This window comes from Salegentibacter maritimus, from assembly GCF_016236915.1.
GTDB classification, from domain to species: Bacteria; Bacteroidota; Bacteroidia; order Flavobacteriales; family Flavobacteriaceae; genus Salegentibacter; species Salegentibacter maritimus.
The window spans coordinates 1-23,595 of record NZ_JAEHOK010000028.1; the positions used below are offsets into that span (position 1 = coordinate 1).

General features: G+C 36.4%; 20 protein-coding genes, 1 other RNA gene and 1 pseudogene. 14 read left to right on the plus strand and 8 right to left on the minus strand.

The genetic code is table 11. The features are described 5' to 3' along the window. Positions 1-213: 213 nt before the first annotated feature. Positions 214-1,194 (plus strand): IS110 family RNA-guided transposase, encoded by a 981-nt coding sequence (locus I6U49_RS15150; protein ID WP_198627550.1) that lies wholly within the window; start codon positions 214-216, stop codon positions 1,192-1,194. 63 nt (positions 1,195-1,257) lie between these two features. Here I6U49_RS15150 and fahA read toward each other — a convergent pair whose 3' ends face one another. Next, the gene (fahA, locus tag I6U49_RS15155) at positions 1,258-2,547 is read right to left on the minus strand and encodes a fumarylacetoacetase (RefSeq protein ID WP_198629471.1); all 1,290 of its coding nucleotides are present in this window, start codon (positions 2,545-2,547) and stop codon (positions 1,258-1,260) included. A gap of 108 nt (positions 2,548-2,655) precedes the next feature. On the opposite strand from fahA, the gene I6U49_RS15160 reads away from it, so the two are divergent. Continuing rightward, positions 2,656-3,930 carry a serine hydroxymethyltransferase gene (locus I6U49_RS15160; RefSeq protein ID WP_198629472.1) on the plus strand — a complete coding sequence of 425 codons (1,275 nt, stop codon included), beginning with the start codon at positions 2,656-2,658 and terminating at the stop codon, positions 3,928-3,930. A gap of 184 nt (positions 3,931-4,114) precedes the next feature. Here the strand turns inward: I6U49_RS15160 and I6U49_RS15165 are convergent, their stop codons facing one another. The 3 genes from I6U49_RS15165 to I6U49_RS15175 form a co-directional block, all read right to left on the minus strand. After that, on the minus strand, positions 4,115-4,477 hold the full coding sequence (locus I6U49_RS15165) for a DoxX family protein (RefSeq protein WP_198629473.1): 363 nt from the start codon (positions 4,475-4,477) through the stop codon (positions 4,115-4,117). A 185-nt stretch (positions 4,478-4,662) separates the two neighbouring features. Next, positions 4,663-5,067 (minus strand): acyl-CoA thioesterase, encoded by a 405-nt coding sequence (locus I6U49_RS15170; protein WP_198629474.1) that lies wholly within the window; start codon positions 5,065-5,067, stop codon positions 4,663-4,665. After that, complete coding sequence (locus I6U49_RS15175) at positions 5,067-6,134, minus strand: glutaminyl-peptide cyclotransferase (protein ID WP_198629475.1); 1,068 nt, start codon at positions 6,132-6,134, stop codon at positions 5,067-5,069. Before I6U49_RS15175 ends, I6U49_RS15170 begins: the two co-directional genes overlap by 1 nt. 87 nt (positions 6,135-6,221) lie before the next feature. Here I6U49_RS15175 and ffs point away from each other — a divergent pair. From ffs to fsa, 3 genes are all read left to right on the plus strand, one after another. Further along, positions 6,222-6,320: signal recognition particle sRNA small type (gene ffs, locus I6U49_RS15180), an RNA gene on the plus strand. 44 nt (positions 6,321-6,364) lie between these two features. After that, entirely contained in the window at positions 6,365-7,186 is an 822-nt protein-coding gene (locus I6U49_RS15185; RefSeq protein ID WP_198629476.1) for an SDR family oxidoreductase, read from the plus strand. Between the two features lie 36 nt (positions 7,187-7,222). Continuing rightward, on the plus strand, positions 7,223-7,879 hold the full coding sequence (fsa, locus tag I6U49_RS15190; protein ID WP_193710974.1) for a fructose-6-phosphate aldolase: 657 nt from the start codon (positions 7,223-7,225) through the stop codon (positions 7,877-7,879). Between the two features lie 75 nt (positions 7,880-7,954). Here fsa and I6U49_RS15195 read toward each other — a convergent pair whose 3' ends face one another. Then, on the minus strand, positions 7,955-9,373 hold the full coding sequence (locus I6U49_RS15195) for a TlpA family protein disulfide reductase (protein WP_232804742.1): 1,419 nt from the start codon (positions 9,371-9,373) through the stop codon (positions 7,955-7,957). A 177-nt stretch (positions 9,374-9,550) separates the two neighbouring features. On the opposite strand from I6U49_RS15195, the gene I6U49_RS15200 reads away from it, so the two are divergent. Beyond that, the gene (locus I6U49_RS15200) at positions 9,551-11,182 is read left to right on the plus strand and encodes an ABC-F family ATP-binding cassette domain-containing protein (RefSeq protein WP_198629477.1); all 1,632 of its coding nucleotides are present in this window, start codon (positions 9,551-9,553) and stop codon (positions 11,180-11,182) included. 147 nt (positions 11,183-11,329) lie between these two features. Here I6U49_RS15200 and I6U49_RS15205 read toward each other — a convergent pair whose 3' ends face one another. Then, a complete protein-coding gene (locus I6U49_RS15205) occupies positions 11,330-13,687 on the minus strand; it encodes a TonB-dependent receptor domain-containing protein (RefSeq protein ID WP_198629478.1) in 2,358 nt (785 codons plus the stop codon). A 449-nt stretch (positions 13,688-14,136) separates the two neighbouring features. Here I6U49_RS15205 and I6U49_RS15210 point away from each other — a divergent pair, with 449 nt between their 5' ends. Then, positions 14,137-14,499: a CoA-binding protein gene (locus I6U49_RS15210; RefSeq protein ID WP_198629479.1), complete on the plus strand. Its 363-nt coding sequence runs from the start codon at positions 14,137-14,139 to the stop codon at positions 14,497-14,499. Here the strand turns inward: I6U49_RS15210 and I6U49_RS15215 are convergent. Continuing rightward, complete coding sequence (locus I6U49_RS15215; protein ID WP_193710970.1) at positions 14,470-15,915, minus strand: sodium:solute symporter; 1,446 nt, start codon at positions 15,913-15,915, stop codon at positions 14,470-14,472. The genes I6U49_RS15210 and I6U49_RS15215 overlap by 30 nt on opposite strands. 187 nt (positions 15,916-16,102) lie before the next feature. Here I6U49_RS15215 and recR point away from each other — a divergent pair, with 187 nt between their 5' ends. Together recR and I6U49_RS15225 are read left to right on the plus strand one after the other, a co-directional pair. Then, positions 16,103-16,720: a recombination mediator RecR gene (recR, locus tag I6U49_RS15220; protein ID WP_193710969.1), complete on the plus strand. Its 618-nt coding sequence runs from the start codon at positions 16,103-16,105 to the stop codon at positions 16,718-16,720. A 780-nt stretch (positions 16,721-17,500) separates the two neighbouring features. Further along, positions 17,501-18,838 carry a dihydrolipoamide acetyltransferase family protein gene (locus tag I6U49_RS15225; protein WP_198629480.1) on the plus strand — a complete coding sequence of 446 codons (1,338 nt, stop codon included), beginning with the start codon at positions 17,501-17,503 and terminating at the stop codon, positions 18,836-18,838. 326 nt (positions 18,839-19,164) lie between these two features. Here I6U49_RS15225 and I6U49_RS17305 read toward each other — a convergent pair. Continuing rightward, a pseudogene (locus I6U49_RS17305) lies at positions 19,165-19,397 on the minus strand (BLUF domain-containing protein); the annotation flags it as partial. Between the two features lie 190 nt (positions 19,398-19,587). Here I6U49_RS17305 and I6U49_RS15240 point away from each other — a divergent pair. The 5 genes from I6U49_RS15240 to I6U49_RS15260 are packed head-to-tail and all read left to right on the plus strand — an operon-like array spanning position 19,588 to position 23,560. Further along, positions 19,588-20,364, plus strand: coding sequence for a 3'-5' exonuclease (locus I6U49_RS15240; protein WP_193710967.1), 777 nt, complete (start codon positions 19,588-19,590; stop codon positions 20,362-20,364). 6 nt (positions 20,365-20,370) lie between these two features. Next, positions 20,371-21,327 carry a carboxypeptidase-like regulatory domain-containing protein gene (locus tag I6U49_RS15245; RefSeq protein ID WP_198629481.1) on the plus strand — a complete coding sequence of 319 codons (957 nt, stop codon included), beginning with the start codon at positions 20,371-20,373 and terminating at the stop codon, positions 21,325-21,327. A gap of 10 nt (positions 21,328-21,337) precedes the next feature. Next, entirely contained in the window at positions 21,338-21,952 is a 615-nt protein-coding gene (locus I6U49_RS15250) for a fumarylacetoacetate hydrolase family protein (RefSeq protein WP_193710964.1), read from the plus strand. Positions 21,953-21,956: 4 nt separating this feature from the next. Continuing rightward, positions 21,957-22,298: an Hpt domain-containing protein gene (locus I6U49_RS15255; protein ID WP_193710963.1), complete on the plus strand. Its 342-nt coding sequence runs from the start codon at positions 21,957-21,959 to the stop codon at positions 22,296-22,298. Continuing rightward, positions 22,295-23,560: a competence/damage-inducible protein A gene (locus I6U49_RS15260; protein ID WP_198629482.1), complete on the plus strand. Its 1,266-nt coding sequence runs from the start codon at positions 22,295-22,297 to the stop codon at positions 23,558-23,560. Before I6U49_RS15255 ends, I6U49_RS15260 begins: the two co-directional genes overlap by 4 nt. Positions 23,561-23,595: the final 35 nt, after the last annotated feature.

Below are 23,595 nucleotides of genomic sequence, written 5' to 3' on the forward strand. Positions count from 1 at the left end.
TTCCTTTAGACTTGCAAGAGTAAAATTTGTGTAAATTAAGGATTAAAAAAGAGTAGGCTAACTATAACAAGTTCCAGTTAAAAGAGCTATATGCTGATTCAGTACCTACTCTTTCCCTAAATAGTAACTCAAATAGAAATTCGGGATTAAAAGCCCATTATTAAGGAATTGAGTCCTATTTAATTTAATCCATTCATAACTAAAACCAAAATTATGAAAAATTCATTGACTTTTGTAGGTATTGATATCAGTAAAAACACATTGGATATTTGTTCTATAAAAGGTGAGAAGAAACTGGCCAAACGTATTGATAACAACAAAAAAGCTATAAAAGTTTTTTTTAGTGGCTCAAAGCCACAAAGTTTAAAAGTCTGTATTGAGAATACGGGGCGATATGGCCGTAAGATTATTGAAGTCTTAACCTCTTTAAATATCGTTTTTTACGAAGTAAATCCTTTGCATTTACACAAAAGTATTGGACTCACCAGAGGAAAAGATGATATTATAGATGCCTTCCGTATTGCTAAATTCCTGGAAAAAAACCACACAGAACTCGAACCACATCAAAAACCAGAACCGGGAATAGAAAAGCTGAAAGCACTTATATCCCATAGGAACCTGTTAATTAAGCAAAGAGCCCAACTCAAAGCAAAAAACAAAGAAAACCTACTGATTGCAGATCTTGACTTGCCGCAACTGGAAGAGCACGGAGCTGAACTTATTCAATTACTAACTGAAAAAATAAAACAAACCGACAAATCAATAATTGAGGTTATTGAGCACAATAGTGTATTGAAGCACCAATACCATTTAATACGTGCTATTCCTGGAGTAGGTCCTATTTTATCGTGGAATATGTTGATTAAAACAAATGCATTTAAATCGATCACAAATCCTCGTAAATTTGCCTGTTATGCTGGAGTGGCGCCATTTTCAAAAAGTTCAGGAACTTCTGTTTTTGGTAGGGCATCGGTTTCTATCTATGCAGATAAAGGCATTAAGAAAATACTGCATTTAGCAGCCATGAGGGCGATCCAATTGCCTTCTGATTTAAAACAATATTACCATCGAAAGGTAAATGAAGGCAAAAACAAAATGAGCGTCTTAAATGCTGTAAGAAATAAGATCATTCATAGAATTTTTGCCATCATAAAAAATCAAAAAATATATAATAATAACTTGCAAGTGTCATAGAAATCAGGATGACGTTAAAATAACTTTTCAAACAGCTTTTTTTATAAATTAGATGTAAGAAATCTATTTTTTCTTAGGCTCAAATACGGGAAGTAATTTGCTGCTTACCTCTCCAAAACCTATTCTTCGGCCTTTGCTTTCGCAATACCCACGCATAATAATGGTATCGTGGTCTTCAATAAATTTACGTTCACTACCATCTTTAAGCTTAATTGGTTTCTCGCCTTTCCAGGTGAGTTCTAGCATAGAGCCATAACTATCTGGGGTTTTTCCCGAAATGGTTCCCGAAGCCATCATATCTCCAGAATTTACCGGGCAACCGTTAACGGTGTGGTGGGCTAGCTGCTGACTCATATTCCAATACATATTCTTGAAATTAGTTTTTGCCAATAGGTTCTCTTCAGAATTCTCGGGCTTCAAGGAAACCTCAAGATTAATATCAAAGCTTCTCTTTCCTGTACTTTGCAGGTAAGGGAATAATTCTTTTTCTGGTTTTGGGCCTTCTGTTCTAAAAGGTTCCAGTGCATCTAAAGTAACAATCCAGGGAGAGATGGAAGATGCAAAATTCTTGGCCAAAAACGGACCTAAAGGTACATACTCCCAGGTTTGTATATCTCTTGCACTCCAGTCGTTAAATAATACCATTCCAAAGATATATTCTTCGGCCTCATCGATTGGGATTGGTTCACCAAGTGGGTTGGCATCAGTAGTAATAAAAGCCATTTCTACCTCAAAATCTACTCTTTTTGATGGTCCAAAAACAGGAGTGTCAGAATTTTTTGGTTTGGTTTGTCCTTTTGGTCTGTGAACAGGAATACCGCTAGGTATAATAGAAGAACTCCTGCCGTGGTAACCTACCGGAATATGTAGCCAGTTTGGTAATAAGGCATTATCTGGATCGCGAAACATAGTTCCTACATTGGTAGCATGTTCTTTGCTTGAGTAGAAATCGGTGTAATCGCCAACCTGAACCGGCATTTGCATTTCAATCTCATCAAGCGTAAAAAGAACGCGGTTTCTATGTTCCTGATTGTCTCTTAATTTTTCATTGTTCGCATCAAAAATTTCAGCAATTCGGTTACGAACCAGGCGCCAGGTTTTTTTTCCGTCAGAAATAAAATCATTAAGCGTATCCTGTAAAAATATATCGTCGGTTAACGGAATTCCATCAAAATAACCCAACTGGTGCAAAGCACCAAGATCTATAGCAAAGTCTCCAATACGGGAGCCAATAGTTATTACATCGTCCCGGGTTAGGAATACCCCAAAAGGAATATTCTGAATAGGGAAATCGGTGGTTTCCGAAGTTTCCAACCAGGTTTTTCTATTTGGGTCGTTAGCTGTAATAGGCATGTTTTTCTGTTTTTATTAAGAAATCTAATGATTTCAAATATATTATTTTCCTGTTATTAACCGAATGTATTTATTACTTTTGAGGAATATTTAACGTAAACTTTTGTGATGCAACGAGACACCCAAATATTTAATTTAATAGCGGAAGAAAAAGAGCGCCAACTTAATGGACTTGAGTTAATTGCCAGTGAAAACTTTGTTAGTGAACAGGTTTTGGAAGCTGCTGGATCTGTTTTAACCAATAAATATGCTGAGGGCTACCCGGGCAAACGCTATTATGGCGGTTGTGAAGTGGTTGATAAAGTGGAACAATTGGCCATAGATAGGTTGAAAGAGTTATTTAATGCCGAATATGCCAATGTGCAACCACACTCTGGCTCACAAGCAAATACTGCAGTTTTTCATACTTGCTTAAACCCGGGAGACAAATTTTTAGGTTTTGACCTGTCTCACGGTGGGCATTTAACTCATGGTTCTCCTGTAAACTTCTCAGGAAAACTTTACAGCCCTGTGTTTTATGGTGTAGATAAAGAAACCGGACTTATAGACTACGATAAGGTTGCTGAAATTGCAGAAAAAGAACAGCCTAAAATGATTATTGCCGGTGCTTCTGCATATTCAAGAGATATAGATTATAAAAGATTTAGAGAGATTGCAGATAGTGTAGGGGCTATCTTAATGGCTGATATTGCGCATCCTGCCGGTTTAATCGCTAAAGGTTTAATTAGTGACCCAATACCACACTGTCATATCGTAACCTCTACCACACATAAAACCCTTCGTGGCCCGCGTGGTGGAATTATTATGATGGGAAAAGATTTTGATAATCCCTTTGGTCAAAAACTTAAAAACGGAAAGCTTAAAAAAATGTCTACCCTATTAAACAGCGGAATTTTTCCAGGAAATCAGGGTGGGCCTTTAGAACATATTATAGCCGCTAAAGCCATAGCTTTTGGTGAAGCTCTTACCGATGAGTTTTTGCATTATGCCGTGCAGATGAAAAAGAATGCTGCAAAATTAGCGCAAAGTTTTGTTGAAAAAGGATATAAAGTTATTTCTGGCGGAACCGACAACCATTGTATGCTTATAGATCTTAGAAATAAAGATGTAAGCGGAAAAGAAGCAGAGGAGGCCTTAACTAAAGCCGAAATTACCGTAAATAAAAATATGGTGCCTTTTGACGATAAATCTCCTTTTGTAACTTCCGGAATTAGAATTGGTACGGCTGCGGTTACTACCCGCGGACTTGTAGAAGAGGATATGCCTAAAATAGTAGAGTTTGTTGAACGTGTTATTACCAATATTGATAATGATAGCGAGTTGGAAGCCGTTAAACAAGAGGTGAAAACCATGATGCAGGATAGACCGCTTTTTAAAATGTAAAAAGCATAGAACTTATATTTGAAATAGGCTGTCTGAAATGTCTAGTTTCGTCAAGCTGAACTTGTTTTTAGCTTCTAAGGTGTTTTGATTATCAATACTTTAGATCTCCGAATAAATTTCGGGGCAGGCTCTGAAAGAAATTCAGGATGACGATTTTAAGAACTTTTCAGACAGTCTTTTTTTTTTACAGCCAAATAATTGCCAGGCAAATTATAAGAAGGCTCAAAGCTGGAATAATTTGCTTAAAATTATCCTTTATTTTTAAATGCATTACAATAGCTCCAAGCATCATAGCCGCCATCCCAATGGCAGCAGGATTTACTAAGGATTTAAACCAAATTCCTGCCAGGAGCATTAAGGCTAAAGTGATTTTTATAAAGCCCACCAAATAAACCAACGCCTCTGGTAATCCGTAGGCTTTGAATTCGGCTTTCATATTAGAGGCCTCTGCACCCCGATAGCTGGTTTTTTTGTTAAACCGTAACAACCATACGTTAAGTATTCCCAGGCCAACAATTAGTTGAAGTACTATTTTTACTGTTTCCATAGCTTAAGTTTTTCTTAAAGATAGAAATGTTTAATATTTATTTTAAAATATTAAACAAAAATCAGGAATGTTTCTTGAATTTTTAAGAAAATAGCAGTGGTAGAATTAAGCCTATACTTCCTAGCTAAGAGATTGATGCTTATTTGGGAATTGTATATACCGTTCTTGGTTTTTCAGGGGGTAGTTTACTGCTGAAAAATCCTTTTTAATTCTTCAGAAATTTTGGTTGGTCTCTTCTTTTCCTGGTCCATAAGTGCCCAGGTGGTTTTTGCTTCTACCAGTACTTTTTTTGTTTCGGCATTTTTTATAATTACGTGCCTGATGGATTTTACATGGGAAGTCTCACTTACATAGGTTTGTATCAGGATCTCATTACCTAAAAAAGCTTGTTTTTTATAGTTTATTTCGTGTTTTATTACCACCCAAAAATATTGTAGATTTTGCTTCTGGTTGGCTCTGGCTTCCCAATGTGCTTTAGCTATATCCTGCACCCATTGTACATACTGCACATTGTTAACATGATTTTGCTCGTCTAAATGTCGTTTTTCTACCAAAAAACTTTGCTCAAATATTTCTGGGGTTGACGTCATTATTTTTCGACTATTTCTACTTCAAAAAGCGTATCCCAATTTTTACCTGTTACGTAGAGCTTTTTGGTGTTGGGATTATAGGCAATTCCATTTAAAACGTGATTTTGGGGATCCAGGCTCTCCAAATTCCCTAATTCATCCCGAAGGCCTCTAAAATCTATCACACCTTCTATTGCTCCATTTTTAGGATTAATAATAGTCACACTGGGAAATTGGTATGTATTGGCGTAAATCTTTCCTTCAATCCATTCCAGTTCATTGAATTTTGAATAAATTTTGGTGTTGGTTGCTAGCTGAATAAAATCTTTTTCCGCAAGTGTTTCTGAGTCCAGGATCCAAATTTTTTCGGTACCATCACTTTTATAAAGCTTTTCCCCATCATTACATAAGCCCCAACCTTCTTTACTTTGGTTGTAGGCGAAACTCCCGGTTTGCTTAAAAGTATCAAGATTATAGATTAAACCTTCTTTTTCGCGCCAGGTAAGCAGGTAAAGTTTGTTGTTTAAAATAGTAAGTCCCTCCCCAAAATAGCGGTCTTCAAGGATGATTTTATTTAAAACTTCGCCGGTTTCCAGGTTTAGCTTTCTTAAAGAAGAACTTCCATATTGTCCGGTGCTTTCATATAAAGTGTCCTGGTAGAATTCGAGGCCCTGGGTATAGGCTTGTTTATTGTGTGGGTATTTATTTATAATTTTATAAGTATATGCTTTGGGGGGCTGATTGTTTAAAATTTTAAAGTTGTCACTAATGGTGTCGGTTTCTCCTTCAGAAAAAACAATGGCTTCTAATTTTTGGCGGCCTAACCTGGGATTTTCCAGGGCTACGGTAAAAGATGTCTCGCTAATAAGGGTTTTTAAATATTTCTGCTGAAAAAACAATCGAATAGAGTCTATTTGGCGATCTTTTAGGTTTTCTATAGATCCACGAATGGTTTGTCCAACTTGAAATTCGGACTTATTTTCTTCAGTTTTTAGTTTAAAATAAGAAGATTTCTTATCAGAATTGCTTCCGCAGGAAAAAATAAATAAACCTAATAATAACAGGCACAGGAACTTAAATTTATTCATGGATCTTTTGCATTAAATACATTGCTAAAATACTCAATTCACTATAAAAAATACTTGTGAAAAGGAGGAAAGATTGTATATTTGCATCGGCAAGTCCCACACAACCAGCTCCTGCTGAATCCCCCAGGGCGGGAACGCAGCAAGGGTAAGCGGTCGTAGCGGTGTGATGTGGGGAGCTTGCCATTTTTTGTTTCTGGAAGGTTCTAAATTTTATCGCATCTTTGCAGCCTATGAAAACAAATGCATCTCCTCAAAAAGTAGTGCTTATAACCGGAGCTTCTTCCGGGATTGGAAAATCTATAGGCGAATACTTATCTAAACATAATTTTAAGGTTTATGGTACCAGCCGAAATCCGGCAAAAATAGCTAACCCTCCCTTTACGATGCTTGCTTTAGATGTTACCAAAAAAGAAACAATTACTGCGGCAGTAGCCCAAATAATAGCTAAAGAAGGTAAGCTGGATGTGCTTATTAATAATGCCGGAGTTGGTATTACAGGTCCTATAGAGGAAACTCCCGATGATGAGATTGCCAGGGCTTTTGAAACCAATTATTTTGGACCTATAAAAGTGATTAAAGCCGTATTGCCCCAAATGAGAAAGCAAAATACTGGCTTGATTATAAATATTACTTCCATTGCAGGCTATATGGGCTTGCCTTATCGCGGCATTTATTCGGCATCAAAAGGTGCTCTAGAGCTTACTACCGAGGCTTTTAGAATGGAGATTAAAGATTTTAATATAAAAATGACAAATGTGGCGCCCGGAGATTTTGCAACTAATATTGCTGCGGGTCGTTACCATGCTCCTGTTTTAGAAGATTCTCCGTATAAAGAGCCGTATGCTAATACTCTGAAGTTAATGAACGATGATGTTGATGCCGGAAAAGATCCTTTTATAATGGCTAAAGCGATACATAGAATTATTCAGGAAAAAGATCCTCGTGGGCATTATAAAATTGGTGAGGCCCTGCAAAAGTTTTCGGTGGGTCTAAAAAGAATTCTACCCGATAAAGTCTATGAAAAAATGCTGCTAAAGCATTATAAATTATAACTTTGCGAACACAAGATTAACAAACAAATATAGCTTATGAAATTTTTTATTGATACAGCCAATCTTGACCAAATAAAGGAAGCTCAGGAACTTGGCGTTTTAGACGGGGTAACAACTAATCCGTCTCTTATGGCGAAAGAAGGAATTACCGGAAAGGATAATATTTACAAACACTATAAAAAGATTTGTGATATTGTTGATGGAGATGTAAGTGCAGAAGTGATCTCAACCGATTTTGAAGGAATGGTAAAAGAAGGTGAGGAGCTTGCAGAATTGCATGAACAGATTATTGTAAAAGTTCCTATGATTAAAGAAGGGGTTAAGGCGATAAAATATTTTAGTGACAATGGGATTAAAACCAATTGTACTTTGGTATTTTCTGCCGGGCAGGCCTTATTGGCTGCTAAAGCCGGAGCTACGTATGTTTCGCCATTTATAGGGAGGTTAGATGATATCTCTACAGATGGTTTGAACCTTATTGCTGAAATTAGGCTGATTTATGATAACTACGGTTTTGAAACTGAAATTCTTGCAGCTTCTGTACGTCATACCATGCACGTGTTGGAATGTGCTAAAATAGGTGCCGATGTTATGACAGGGCCGCTTTCTTCTATTGAAGGTTTGCTAAAGCACCCACTTACAGATATTGGATTGGAAAAATTCCTTGCCGACTATAAGAAAGGAAATCAGTAAAATTTCTTGATTGATATTAAAAAGAAAGGCTATTTAGAGAGTTCTTTTCAACTTAGAACTCTCTAAATAGCTTTTTTAATTATTTAAAAATTCCAGGATTTGCCTTTCAAAATTAGGTGTGTTAAGCTGGGCTTTACCATTAATTATGTTGCCTCTGGAATCAAGGAAAATAAGTTTGTTAAGGTAATTTTTAAGTAAATTGATATCAATATCGATGGTACTTAGTTTATATTCTCTGGTCTGGTCCATATTGTAAGCCTTAACTATATTTTTCCAGGCTTGCTTAGAACCTTTGTCAATATTTATTCCTACAAACTCAAGTTCCGGGTACTTCTCTTTTAAGCTTCTAATTATATCGTGCTGCCATTTGTAATGTTCGGGGACGTCTAGAGACCAATGGTAGGTTACAATGGGTTTGTTGGAAATGTCTTTTAGCCGAACCATTTCATCTTTAAAATTGATTAAAGGTAACTCTCCAATATTATTACCCGGTAATAATCTTTTTTGAATTTTTGCCATTTCCTGTAGCGCGGGTAACTTTTCGCCATTAAACTTAATTTCTTTAAGAATGTTTAGTATGCCATCAATTTTTTCGGCATTATCTGAAAAGGTGATGCCTTGAATGGCCAGGCGATTTATAAAAATACTTTTTATTTCTTCTTTTTCAATTAGAGAATCGGCGAGATTAATTCTATAGCGAATGTTTGGTACAGAGTGAAGTTCAAAACAATTAGAGTTGGTATCAAAATTATCCAGACAATTCTCAATAGACCGGGTTCTTAAATGATCCTCTATAAAATTTAAATAGCCATAATATTCCTTGAGCTGGCTGTTGTTAAAATTTAGGTCTTTTCGATAGTTATTAAAATCATCAGGAATTTGCTGCGCTAATTCGTTGTAGTATTTTTTTACCAAAAAAGTATAGCGTTCCCTTAAGTGATAGAAGTCGTAATTTATAGTATTATAGGCAAGTTCTCTAAAGGCCTCAGAAAATTGCTCTTTTTCATTTAAAGTATTTAATTTATTTATTCTTGATTTCTTGATAGAGTCTGTGATGCCGGCAAATTTGGTAGGATTAATTTTGTAGTAAGAGAGCATCATATCGTTATTTTGCTCGTTACTTAGAAACATTTCTAAAAGGAAACTACTTTTGGAAGATCCCGGCCCACTAAAATTAAGGGACTCATCAAACTGCATAGTGTTTAGCCAAACCAAAATACTATCGCCGGGCTCCAAATACATTATTTGGTTTTCTGGCGGATGCGTAAAACTGTATATTCCGGGTTCTAAATTTTCTAGCTTTTTTCCAAATTGGTTGTTCTGATCCAAAAGAAGCGTATCGATAGTTTTAGTGCCTTTAGAAAGAACAAAATAAGGGTTATTGGGGTTCATAATTTGCCCTCCAATAAAAATTCCTTTTTGGTCTTTTTTAGAACTGTTGCAACCAAAAGAAAATATAACTCCGATAAGAAAAAAAAGTAAATAATATTTCATGTAGATCGTTAAGAGCTAAATACTTGGGATGCCGCTAATCCTGGTAGCAGCTACAAATATAGTTTGCGGTATACATTACCAATGTTAATCGGGAGTTAAAAGAATAATAAAAACGTTAATCTTTAGATAAGTCTTTGGGATTGGCTATTTTTGCAAAAATTTTCAAATTATAATTTTATGCTTTCAGTATCAAATCTTTCGGTTCAATTTGGCAAGCGTGTTTTGTTTGATGAAGTGAACACCACTTTTACCCAGGGTAATTGCTATGGAATTATTGGAGCCAATGGCGCCGGAAAGTCTACTTTTTTAAATATACTCTCTGGAAAATCTGAGCCAACTTCTGGTCATGTGAGCCTGGAGCCGGGCAAAAGAATGTCTGTACTGGAGCAAAACCATAACCTGTATGATGATACTCCGGTACTGGAAACGGTGATTTTAGGGAACCAACCTTTGGCCAGGATAAAAAAGGAGATGGATGAAATCTATATGAAAGAAGATTTTAGCGATGCCGATGGAGAAAGAGTAGGAGTATTGCAGGTAGAATTTGAAGAAATGAATGGTTGGAATGCCGAAAGTGATGCCGCTTCCTTGCTTTCTAACCTGGGTATTAAGGAACAATACCACGCTACCTTAATGAAAGATCTTGACGGAACCCAAAAGGTAAGGGTGCTTTTGGCTCAGGCACTTTTTGGAAATCCAGATGTGCTGATTATGGATGAACCTACCAACGATTTGGATTATGAAACCATCTCGTGGCTGGAGCATTTTTTAGCTAATTACGATAATACGGTAATTGTGGTTTCTCACGACCGTCACTTCCTGGATGCTGTTTGTACGCATATTTCAGATATTGATTTCGGAAAAATAAATCATTATAGCGGAAACTATACTTTTTGGTACGAATCTTCACAATTAGCAGCCAGACAAAGAGCACAGCAGAATAAAAAAGCGGAAGAGAAAAAGAAAGAATTACAGGAATTTATACAGCGTTTTAGCGCTAACGTAGCTAAATCTAAGCAGGCTACTTCCCGTAAAAAGATGATTGATAAATTAAATATTGAGGATATAAGGCCTTCAAGTAGAAGGTATCCTGCAATTATTTTTGAACGAGAACGCGAGGCGGGAGATCAGATTCTTAATGTAGAAAAACTTGAAGCTTCTATTGAGGGGGAAACACTTTTTAAAAATGTAAATATCAACCTTGCAAAAGGAGATAAAGTGGTGGTTTATTCTAGAGATTCAAGAGCAACTACTGCCTTTTATGAAATTATAAATGGAAAGCAGGAACCGGTATCCGGTAAATATTCCTGGGGTGTTACTACTTCACAGTCGTATCTTCCATTAGATAACTCGGCGTTTTTTGATAACGACCTTACCCTGGTAGATTGGCTTAGACAATGGGCTAAGACAGAAGAAGAAAGGGAAGAGGTTTATATTAGAGGTTTTTTGGGGAAAATGTTGTTTAGTGGCGAAGAAGCTTTAAAAACTTCTAAGGTGCTTTCAGGAGGGGAAAAAGTACGTTGTATGTTAAGCCGAATGATGATGATGAGAGCTAACGTGGTTATGCTGGATGAGCCTACAAACCACCTTGATTTAGAGTCTATTACTGCTTTTAATAATTCTTTAAAGAATTTTAAAGGAACTGTTTTGTTTACTACGCACGATCACGAATTTGCACAAACAGTGGCTAACCGTGTAATTGAATTAACACCGGGAGGGGCTATAGACCGTTACACCACGTTTGATGAGTATATGAGCGATAAGAAGATTAAGGAGCAACGCGATAAAATGTATGCTGTAGAGGTTTAAATACTGCCTTACCTAAATACTTTGTTTTATTGATGAGATAGTTGCTTTAGCTCAAAGTTTGGACAAGAAGAAACAAGTAAAAAACCCGGTAGTTGCTACCGGGTTTTTTTTGGCTAATTAAAACAAAAATACAAACTATCTGAATTCTTAAAACATTCCACCACCATCTGCTTCGTTGTCGTCTCTTTGCTTTCTTTTTAATGCCTGGTTTTTTCCTCCGCCAAAGCGGTAAGAAAAGCCTACATATACATTTTGGGTTTCGCCCTTAAACCTTCCTGTTTGTGGTAAGGGGCGACCGTTGATAAAACTAAATTCCTGTGTATTAAAAACATCGTTAAAATTCAGGCTAAGTGTGGCTTTACCATTTAGTAAAGAATACCGTCCTCCCAGATTTATAAAATACATGGGATCCATATCCATTTGTAGATTTTTGGCCTTGCTTCTATAGAAGCCAAATAATTGAAAAGTTAATTTTTCGGTGGCTTTAAAACTATGGTTAGATCTGAATGTCCATGCAGTGTTATCGGTTTCGAGGTAATCGGTGCCTACTACGCCTTTTAATTGTTGGCTATAGAGTTCAAAATTTGTATTGGTGCTCCACCAATCGGTAAATTTATAATTAAGTCCAAGCTCAAGGCCATAGGCATTATTGTCTTTAAAATTTTCAAACTGTAATAATAGTGAGCCTTCTTCAGTTGGATCTTCTATAAAGACCTGGCTAATTTCATCGTTAATATTTCTAAAGAACACTCCGGTAGTTAAACTTCCTTTTTTAGTGAATTTTCGGGTATAATTAAATTCCAGGGAATTGGTGAATTGTGGATCTAATTCAGGGTTTCCGGATACAGTTAGCCTTGGTGTACTTATTTCGCGAATAGGGCTTACCTGGCCAAAACCCGGACGATCTACCCTTCGGCTATAGCTTAATTGATAGGAATTAGTTTCACTTGGTGTATAATTTAGAAATCCGCTGGGGTAAATATTAAAGTAATCGTCTGTAAAAACCTGTTCGCCATTATAAATTGCGTCTACACTAAAGTTTTCTAACCTGGCACCAATTTGATAAGACCATTTTTCGAAATTTTGGCCATAGGTTGTGTAAAAAGAGTAAATATCCCTTTTATATTGATAAGTTGCAGGGGTAAATAAACTACTGTTGGTAGTGTAGTCGTTATCGGTATCTAATAGACGGGCTTCAGCGCCTATTTCTAATTTACTATTTTCAGAAAGCGGATTTTCATAATCTATATTTGCGATAAAATTTTCCCTTGTTTCTTTTACATGGTCACGATAATCTGTAAAGCCTTCGGTATCTCCTTCAAAGTTAAAGATAGAATTTTCATCTTCATCGAAGGTGTTGTAGTCTAATTCAAACAGGATTTTATGTCCCTCTTTTTTAAATTTCCGGTCATAAGCAAAATTATAGGTGCTATTAATATTATCGTAATTAGAATCCAGGTTTTGCGCTAAATTGCTTTGTGGATTGTTGGGGTAAATAATTCGCAAGGCTCCCTGTGGGCCGCCGTTATAATGATTCTGATTGGTATAGAAAGAAAAAGTGTTTTTTTCGTTTATATAAAAATCTACGCCAACTTTATATAAATAAGATTCTCGGGAGTTAAGAATGTCAAAAGCCTGGCGATAATTATCTTCGGTAAAGTTTATTCTTCCCATGTTTTCCCGGTCTCCAAACTGTGTTCCGAAATTTCCGTAGAAATTTAGTTTACCTTTTCTATAGTTTAAATCTAAAGAACCGTTATACCTGGTATTTTCACCAATAGTCACGCCCGTATTTAAATTTCCGTTAAAACCATCTTTTGCATTTTTATGAAGTACAATATTGATAATTCCACTCATTCCTTCCGGGTTATATTTGGCAGAAGGGTTGGTAATTAATTCTATAGTTTTAATAGAAGTTGAAGGGATTTGTTTTAATAATTGGGCCGGATCCATATTGGTAGGTTTTCCATCTATTAGGATGCGCACATTTGAATTTCCACGAAGTGCTATATTTCCGTCCTGGTCTACATTCACCGAAGGTACATTGTTCATAATCTCGGAAGCACTGGCCCCGGTTGTGGTGAGATCTTTCCCAACATTAATTACTTTTCGGTCTATTCGTTGTTCTATGGTGGTGCGCTCTGCAACTACGGTTACACCTTCCAACATAGCTACGTCTGGTTCTAAAGCTATATTGCCAAAGTTGTAGGTCTTCTGGTCTTTGGTAATCTTAATTTCTTTAGAAAATGTTTTATAGCCCATAAACTGCACTGAAAAAGTATAGGTGCCGTTGGGGATTTTTTCTATGCTGAAGGTTCCATCGGCAGCAGAAGTATTTCCCGATACCAGGTTTCCTTCTTTGTCTGTAATACTAATAGTTGCGTAAGGGATGGGCTCTTTGAGATCATTATCCAGCACTAAACCTGAGATTTTTCCCATGGGTTCATTGGCCATTGCGGTTAAACCGCTAATACATAATGTTAAAATTAAAAATAACTGTTTCATTTTTTGATTGATTTTGATGGTTAGTGTGTTTAGAATAATTCCTTGTAATACATAATAGATGAATATTTGTTTTGGTAATTTTCGGGTTGTTGATGAATGAAACTTACCATGTTAGATTGATGAATGACCCCGTTTGTTTTGTTATGCCTTATACTTTGCATTGCATAATACATAAGCCTGAGCTTCCAAAATTTCGATCTTTCTTCTACTTTAAAAGACGAGGTGAAAAATGAAATGTTACACTTTTTTTAAATATTTTTTGAAAAAAGGCCATCTGCACGTTTTTAAAGATTGTTTTTTCTGAAATAACAAACTAAAACTTACAGACAGCCTATCAAAAGCTTGCCGGTTTACTAACCATCACATCTATATTCCAACAAGCCTCTCTAAATAAAAGACTCGTACCAAGTATTTTTGTTACACTTAGGTCTAAATCTTAAGTTTGTGATATGCAAAAGAAAACATTGGTTTTGGGAGCTTCTTTAAATTCGGCACGATATTCTAATATCGCGATTAAGCGCTTGGTTAAATATAACCAGCCGGCAGTAGCTTTGGGCTTGAGAAAAGGAGAAGTAGAAGGGGTGAAAATTGAAACCGAAAAAGTTATGTTTCGGGACATAGACACGGTTACACTTTATCTAGGCCCTCCCAGGCAGAAGGAATATTACGATTATATTGTTTCTTTACAGCCTAATAGAGTGATTTTTAATCCCGGAACCGAAAACCCTGAGTTTTACGATATTCTAAGAGATAATAATATTGAGTTTGAAGTTGCCTGTACTTTAATTATGCTTGGAACGAATCAATATTAATCCTAATAAAGTGAGAAATCCATTTAGAATTAGAATAAAGAAGCCAAATTCAAAGCCAAACCAAACCAGACTGTTTATACTGATTATATAAGATAAAACCGGAGCTACTATAGCTACAATCGGAACAAGCTTATCTTTTACTTTTATGGATGTGAAAAGGCCAAGCGTGTATAGGCCAAGTAGTGGCCCGTAGGTGTAACCCGCAAATTCAAATAGTTTATTGATCACACTTTTATCGGCTATGGCGTATTTAAAAATTAACATAACGCCGATAAATAACAGTGAGATTACAATATGAATTTGCTTTCTTATCTTCATTTGTTTAGCCTCTTCATAGCGTTTTTCAATATTTAGAATATCGATACTAAATGAGGTGGTAAGCGCGGTTAAAGTGCCATCGGCACTGGAATAAGCTGCAGCAATTAAACCAAGGATAAAAAGAATGGCGACACCAATTCCCAGTTCGCCGCCTGTAGCTATGGCCGGGAAAAGTTCATCTTTAATGGCGTCTATTCCACTTAAATCGGCGTATTGACTAAGAAGCACTCCTAAAATAAGAAACATCATATTCACTATGGTAAGCACCAGGGTGAAAGAGAACATGTTTTTTTGGGCTTCTTTCAGGTTACGACAGGTAAGGTTTTTTTGCATCATGTCCTGGTCCAGTCCGGTCATTACAATTGCAATAAAAGCTCCACTTAAAAATTGTTTTACAAAATGGTCGCTACTTTTCCAATCTTCAAAAAAGAAGATTTTTGTGAGGCCACTTTCCGAAAGGTGATTAATCATGTTGCCTGCTGTAATTCCTAATTCATCTGAAACCACAATTAAAGTTGCACCAAGGGACAATAGCATAAAAAATGTTTGCAAGGTATCTGTCCAGACTACCGTTTTAATCCCGCTTCTAAAAGTGTATAACCAAATAAGCAATATGGTTGCAGATACAGTTGCGTAATAAGGCACCCCCAGTTCATCAAAAAGGATAAGTTGTAAAACGTTGGCTACCAGAAATAGTCTAAAGCTAGAGCCTACAATCCTGGATAATAAAAAAAATGAGGCCCCGGTTTTATAGGAGTATTTTCCAAAACGAGATTCCAGGTAGGAGTAAATAGAGGTAAGGTTTAATCTATAGTATAACGGTAGTAACACAAGGCCAATTACCGCATACCCTACAGTATAACCTAAAACCACTTGAAAATAACTAAAACTATCGGTTGCAACCGTACCGGGAAGAGAGATAAAAGTAACCCCGCTAAGCGAGGCACCAATCATTCCAAAAGCTACAATATACCAGGGAGACTGCCTGTTGGCCCTGAAAAATTCGGCATTACTACCGGCTCTACTCGAAAAGAAAGAGACCAAAAACAAAAGTCCGAAATAAACGGCTATTAAAATTAAAATCTGGTAAGGCTGCATAGCTTGTGATTTTAGAAAGGGACGAATTTACAAATTAAGCATAAACTTTTACCTACTTCCTTAAAATGGAACTTTAGCTCCCTTCAAGATGCTGCTTAAAGCGGCGAAAGCAAAAAATATCATTACAATTAGGCTAAGCCTCGGCATTTACATCTTTAATATCGCGTAAAAGTCATAAATTCGCAATATGGATTTTTCTTCGAAATTATTGGAACAGGCGGTAGATGAAATGTCTCAGCTACCGGGTATTGGTAAGCGTACTGCCTTAAGGTTGGTATTACACTTGCTTAAGCAACCCGAGTCGCAAACCAAGCAACTTACAGAGGCCCTTACCGGGCTTAGGTCTGGGATAAAACTTTGTAAAAACTGTTACAATATTAGTGATACAGATTTATGCGCTATTTGCGCCAATCCTGCCAGGAATTCAGAAATTATTTGTGTGGTAGAAGATATTCGCGATGTAATGGCTATTGAAAATACCAATCAATACCGGGGGCATTACCACGTTCTGGGAGGTAAGATAAGTCCGATGGACGGGATTGGCCCCTCACAATTAAGTATTAAGCCATTAATTGAAAAAGTGCAGGCCGGGAAAGTAGAAGAGCTAATTTTTGCGCTTAGCAGCACCCTGGAAGGTGATACCACCAATTTTTATATTTACAGACAATTGGAAGGTACAGAGCTAAGAACCTCTACTATAGCGCGCGGAATTTCAGTGGGAGACGAGCTGGAGTATGCAGATGAGGTTACTTTAGGGAGAAGTATTACCAACAGGGTTCCTTTTGAAAATTCTACCAAAAATTGATATCTTTAAGTGAGCTTCGCGCTAAAAAATAAACAGATGGAAATTTCAGTATTAAAAAAAGCGATTATTGAAAAATTAGAGGAGCTTGATGAAGCTCAATTGCTTTGAATTCAGGAGTTGATTGAGGTTTTTATCAACCTAAAGTATTGAGCAACCGCAAATCGATTATCACCTTGAAGGGTGAAATTTAATATCTGATTGGCAAAAGAAAGAATTTAAAATGCTGAAAAAAGTTTAATTAGGGTAGCAGGAGTTTTTCATAAGGAAGTTGCAAGACGAGTAAAAGTTAAATATGGCTTCTAAAAGGGAAGTTGTTTGGGCTGTTTCAGTAATAAAAAAGCTAGACAATATTCTTGATTATATTGAAAATAATTGTAGCAAGACAATTGGTGAAAATTTCTTTAATACCTTAAAGCATTCGATAGAGCTAATTAAATCCTTATCATTTTCCTGCACTTTCAAAAGAAAAGAGTTTTTATAAATGTGTGGTAACAAAGCATAAATCTATTTTTATAGTGTTCCGAATGAAGCTCTTATTAGGATTCTTAATGTTTTTGACACGCGACAGGATCCTCGAAAACTTCCACTTAATCGATAATATTTGTACTGAAAAATTTAGTTTCAGCTTTTGAAATTGTAATTTTACCCAGAAGCGGATCTTGTTTCTAGAACACGGAATATAGAATGAAAATTTATTTTATTGATTTTTTAATACTTTTAAACTTGAAATTTCATTAAATTCGCAAATATAAACCTTAAAATAAGCTTTCTAATAAAGATATGGCAAAGTTTGAACTTAAGCTACCAAAAATGGGCGAAAGTGTCGCCGAAGCAACTATTACCAACTGGTTAAAAGAGGTAGGAGATGCTATTGATGCCGACGAACCTGTATTGGAGATTGCAACCGATAAAGTAGATAGTGAAGTCCCTAGTGAAGTAGAAGGTACTTTGGTGGAGAAACTTTTTGAAGCCGACGATGTAGTGCAGGTAGGTCAAACTATAGCTATTATTGAAACTGAGGGGGAAGTTCCGTCAGGTAGCGATGATGATGAGATAGATCTTGACCTTGAAGATGAAGAAGAAAATGAATATGCTGAAGAAGTTGCTGAAAGTGTAGAAGCTGCAAAAGAAACCGCAGGAAGTAATGATTTTTCTGAATCTTCCAGGTTTTACTCTCCGCTAGTGAAGAATATTGCCAAAGAAGAGGGTATTAGTCTTGAGGAGTTGGAAACAGTAGAGGGAACCGGTAAAGATAATCGGGTGACTAAAGACGATATTCTTGCTTACGTTGAAAACAGGCAGAAAGGTACTTCAACTCAACAAAAGTCTGCAACAAAACAAGCACCGGCGGCAGATACTTCAAAAATGGCCAGTGCTACCGCCGAGTCCGAAAAGGTGGTTCGTTCGGGTGAAGACGAGATTATAGAAATGAGCCGTATGGGTAAAATGATTTCACACCATATGGTAGATAGTGTTCAAACTTCGGCACATGTTCAATCTTTTATAGAAGTAGATGTTACCAATATTTGGAACTGGAGAAATAAACACAAAAATGATTTTCAGAAAAAAGAAGGCGAAAAACTTACCTTCACCCCAATTTTTATGGAAGCCGTGGCGAAGGCTATTCGCGATTTCCCGCTGATTAATATTTCGGTTGATGGTGATAAAATCATTAAGAAGAAAAATATAAACCTGGGAATGGCAGCAGCCCTTCCAGATGGTAACTTAATTGTACCGGTAATTAAAAATGCCGATCAGCTTAACCTTGTAGGACTTGCTAAGAAGGTTAATGATTTGGCAAACCGTGCGAGACAAAATAAATTAAAGCCAGACGATATTCAGGGGGGGACTTATACGGTAACCAATGTAGGAACATTTGGTAGTATTATGGGAACACCTATAATTAACCAACCACAAGTTGGTATTCTTGCGTTGGGCGCTATTAGAAAAGTGCCGGCTGTGATAGAAACTCCGGAAGGCGATTTTATTGGAATTCGTTATAAAATGTTTTTATCGCATAGCTACGATCATAGGGTTGTAAACGGGGCACTTGGTGGCCAGTTCGTGCAACGCGTGGCTCAGTATCTGGAAGGATTTGATAAAAACCGTGAGATATAATTACTGGCAGACTTGTATTAAAGTTTTCTAAGTGATTAAGGAGAAAATCCTCAGGTTGAAATAGGTTCAGCCTGAGGATTTTTAGTTTACAGTTTTCTTCGCTTAAAGATTTTTTACAAAATTCTTTAATAAATTTAGCGCAGGTTGTTCATCTCGGTTTTTATTGGCACCGCCAAAGGGGGGAATACCCCGAGGCTTGCTTCGAAATTAAAAATTTGTTTCCAACGAATGTCTCGTGGACTTGCCCCGAGGTAGTTTGCTATTCTTAAAAAAATGGTCGGTCTCCAAATCTCTATAGCCTAGAATTGTAAAAGCTTCATTTTTCTTTAACTTTTAAAAGTCATAGGCCAGTTAGAAAAAGTCCGTTTCTCACTAAATCCAGAGTCTATTTCAATGACATTTTTGTGGCGTTTGTCTCTTGCTATTTTACTATACAAGCTATCTACCTGTTTTTCTTTTCCTTCAAAATATAGATAAAAATTCCCTGGAAGTAAATTAATAAGCCTGTAATTTCAATGCTACTATTATTATTACGAGATTTTTCAAGTAATTCTTTTAAGTCTTTATTCGGTAATTACGTGACTCTGTTTGCTAACCTAAGCCAAATATTTAAGCATCCTCAGTTTTTATATAAATTCAAAGATTAAAAATGAGTTTTGTTTTTGTTGAAAAGGAGGTAAATTAGGAACTTCTTAAAAAGTAAAGCTCATAAATTATAGTATCTTTACCCCCAAAACCAAGCCCATTCTATGGAATTAAACCTAACCAAACCCATTTGTTTTTTTGATTTGGAAACTACCGGAACAAATGTGGCTAAAGATCGTATTGTAGAGATTGCCATTCTTAAAGTTTTTCCTAACGGAAATAAGGAAAGTAAAACCTGGTTGGTAAACCCCGAAATGAAAATCCCAAAAGAAGTGGTGGCCATTCATGGTATTTCAGATGAAAAAGTAGCCAATGAGCCAACTTTTAAAGAACTTTCTTCCCAGGTTCACGAAATGATAAAAGGCTGTGACCTGGCCGGGTATAATTCAAATAGATTTGATATTCCCTTATTGGTAGAGGAACTTTTACGTGCCGGCGTAGATTTTGAAATGAAAAATGTTGTAGCAGTAGATGTGCAAACCATTTTTCATAAAAAAGAACAAAGAACACTGGCGGCTGCTTATCAGTTTTACTGCGGAAAAGATTTAATAGATGCCCACAGTGCTGAAGCCGATACCACTGCTACTTATGAAGTTTTAAAATCGCAGTTAGATCGTTACGACGACTTACAAAACGATATGAAGTATTTGGCCGATTATTCTGCCAGAAAACGTTTTGCCGATTTTGCCGGCTTTATAGCTTTCAATAAAAAAGGAGAAGAGATTTTTGCCTTTGGTAAATTTAAAGGGCAAAATGTAGAAAAGGTATTGGAAGACGAACCGGGTTATTATGGTTGGATTCAAAATGCCGACTTTCCTTTGTACACAAAAAAGGTACTTACTGCTATAAAACTAAGAAAGCTAAATAATAAATTGTCTTAATAAAAAATGAAGCAAACTTTTATCGTATTGCTTCTGCTTTGCTGTGATTTTTTAAGTGCTCAGCAAAACCATGTGGTGGGCCAGGTGGTAGATGCCGTTTCTTTAAAAGGTTTACCTTATGTGAATATTGTTTTAGAGGAGCAGCATAAAGGTATTTCTACAGATGCTCAGGGGAGGTTTGCTTTTGTCCTTAAAGGTGTTGATTCTTCTGCTAGCCTTAAATTTAGTTATGTAGGGTTTGAAACCAGAAAATTAAAACTGTCTGATCTGGATAGCAGGGTCGTAAAGTTGCAACCGGGCGTGGATGATCTTGAAACAGTATATTTATACAATATTACCGGGGAGAATTCTAAAAAGATTAATGATTTTCGTGGAAAAGAAAGCATTGGGCTGGGCAACTTTAGTGGCGGGCAGTTTCCAAGTATGGTGGCACGTTATTATGCCAGGCCTAAAAAGTTTACTGCAGCTTGTTTTGTAGAAGAGATAGAGGTTAGATTTTTTTCTAACGATATAAAGATGAATAGAAGGTCTAAATTCAGGTTAAGAATATTAAATGTAGGAGAAGATGGAAAGCCTTCAGGAGATTTGCTAACCGAAGACTTAATTATAAAACGAGAAGACCATAGGGCAAAGGCAAAAATTCCTTTGCTTAAATATAAGATTTCAATACCTAAAGAAGGTTTTTTCGTAGCTGTAGAGCATCTATTTATTGAAGAAAATAAGTATATTGAAAAGAAAGATTATCGGGTATATCGGGAAACAGATACACTTCACTATAAAGATTATAAGGTAGTTAAATATTTACCCGTATTTAAAGGTGTGTTGGAAGAAGGAGGTGAAGATTTCAAATCTTTCTTTAAGGATATTAATGGTTGGAAAAAAATGAATAATTTAGATAATTCTCATTCGGTTTTTAAAGGGGAGATTCCTGCTCCTGCTTTTAAAATTAAACTAACCGATTAATTATTGAAGCATGAAGATAATTTGTATAGGTAGAAATTATACCGATCATATTTCTGAATTGAAAAATGAAAAACCCGAAGCACCGGTAATTTTTTTAAAGCCCGATACTTCCATTTTATTAAAAAAACAGCCCTTTTTTATACCAGATTTTTCTGAAGAAGTGCATTACGAAGTAGAAGTTTTGATAAAGATCAAAAGAGTAGGAAAACATATTCAGGAAAAATTTGCGCATAAATATTATGATGAAGTTGGACTTGGTATAGATTTTACCGCCAGGGATCTTCAGCAGAAATTAAAGGAAAAAGGTTTGCCCTGGGAAAAGGCAAAAGCATTTGATGGGGCTGCGGTTGTAGGAGAAAAATGGTTGACTAAAGATTCGATAGCCGATATAAATATGCTTAACTTTAGTTTAGAAAAGAACGGGGAAACCGTACAAAAAGGGAATACAGCATTAATGCTTTGGAAAATTGATGAGCTAATCGCTTATATTTCCCAATTTTTTACTTTAAAAATAGGGGATATTATTTTTACAGGAACACCGGCCGGAGTAGGCAAGGTTGCAGTAAATGATAGATTAACCGGATTTATAGAAGAACAACAAATTTTTTCAATTCAAACAAAATAGTGATATGAGCAACTACAATTTAAGTGAAGTTAAAGAAATGGCCGGTGGTGACGATGATTTCATGAAGGTGGTGGTGCAGACTTTTTTAGAGGAGATTCCCCCAGACGTAGAGGCTATGAATGAGGCAATTTCAAACGATAACCCCACACTGGCCTATCAATATGCCCATAAAATGAAGCCTAATTTGCAACTTTTTGGCTTAGAGTTAATGGACGAAGTAAAAGTGATAGAATCATGGGCCAAAGCCGGAAAGAAAAAGGATGAAGTGCCGCAGGCAGCCAGTAAAATTACCAAAAAGGTAAATGTAGCCAGTATTGCACTTAAAAGAGATTTTGAGCTGGAATGAAGGCAGAAATAATTACTATTGGAGATGAAATCCTTATAGGCCAGATAGTAGATACCAACTCTGCTTTTATCGCAAAAGAATTAAATAAGATTGGTGTTTCCGTAAAACAAATTTCTACGGTAGAAGACGAGAGAAGTCATATTCTGGAAGCGCTGAGCGAAGCTAAAAATCGTGCCGATATTATAATTATTACAGGTGGCCTGGGGCCTACCAAAGATGATATCACCAAAGATTGTTTATGTGAATTTTTTGAAGATAAACTCGTTAATAACGACGAGGTTCTAAGGCATATAGAATTTCTGTTTGAGAAGTATATAGAAACTCCAATTTCAGATTTAAACAGAAAGCAGGCCATGTTGCCTTCAAAAGCTGCGGCATTAAAAAACCAGTTTGGAACTGCGCCCGGAATGTGGTTTGAAAGCGAGAACAAAGTTTACGTATCTCTACCCGGTGTTCCTTTTGAAATGAAAGCTTTAATAGAAGGTGAAGTAATCCCAAGGCTCCAGCAAAACTTTAAAAGGCCTGTTATTTTGCATAAAACCGTATTAACATACGGGATGGGAGAGAGTGCCATTGCTGAAAAAATTGAAGACTGGGAAGATAGCCTTCCGGCATATATTAAATTGGCTTATTTACCAAACCTGGGCAGAGTGCGGTTGCGCCTAACCGCTAAAGGAGATAATGAAGAGCACCTTAAAAATAGTATAGAGAGCCTGGTTAGTAAGCTTCACAGTATTATTGGTGATATAATTGTGGGCTACGAAGATGACGAGCCGGTTGAAATACAAATTTCCAGACTACTTTTAAAAAATAGAGCAACAATAGCCACCGCCGAAAGCTGCACAGGTGGAAAATTGGCGGCCTTATTTGCCACTCCTCCGGGAGCTTCTAATTACTATAAAGGCAGTGTAGTAAGTTACGCCACCAGTGCTAAAGAAGATGTTTTAAAAATAGATAAAAAGCTAATAGAAGAACATTCGGTGGTTAGCGAAGAAGTGGCTATGGCCATGGCTAAAAATGTTAAAGATCTTTTTAAAACCGATTATGCGATTTCTACAACCGGCAATGCAGGCCCAACAAAAGGTGATTCCGATGCAGAAATTGGAACTGTTTTTATAGGTATTGCAACCCCAAAACAGGTGTATGCAAAGAAATTTAACTTAGGAAATCATCGTGACAAAGTAATTAGGAAAGCGGTAAGCAAAAGTATAGAAATGATTAGAGCCGAGTTGTTTCAGCAGGTGAAAGCACAGAATTTGTAGATGATTTTGTATAATAAAACTTGTGAGTATTTTAG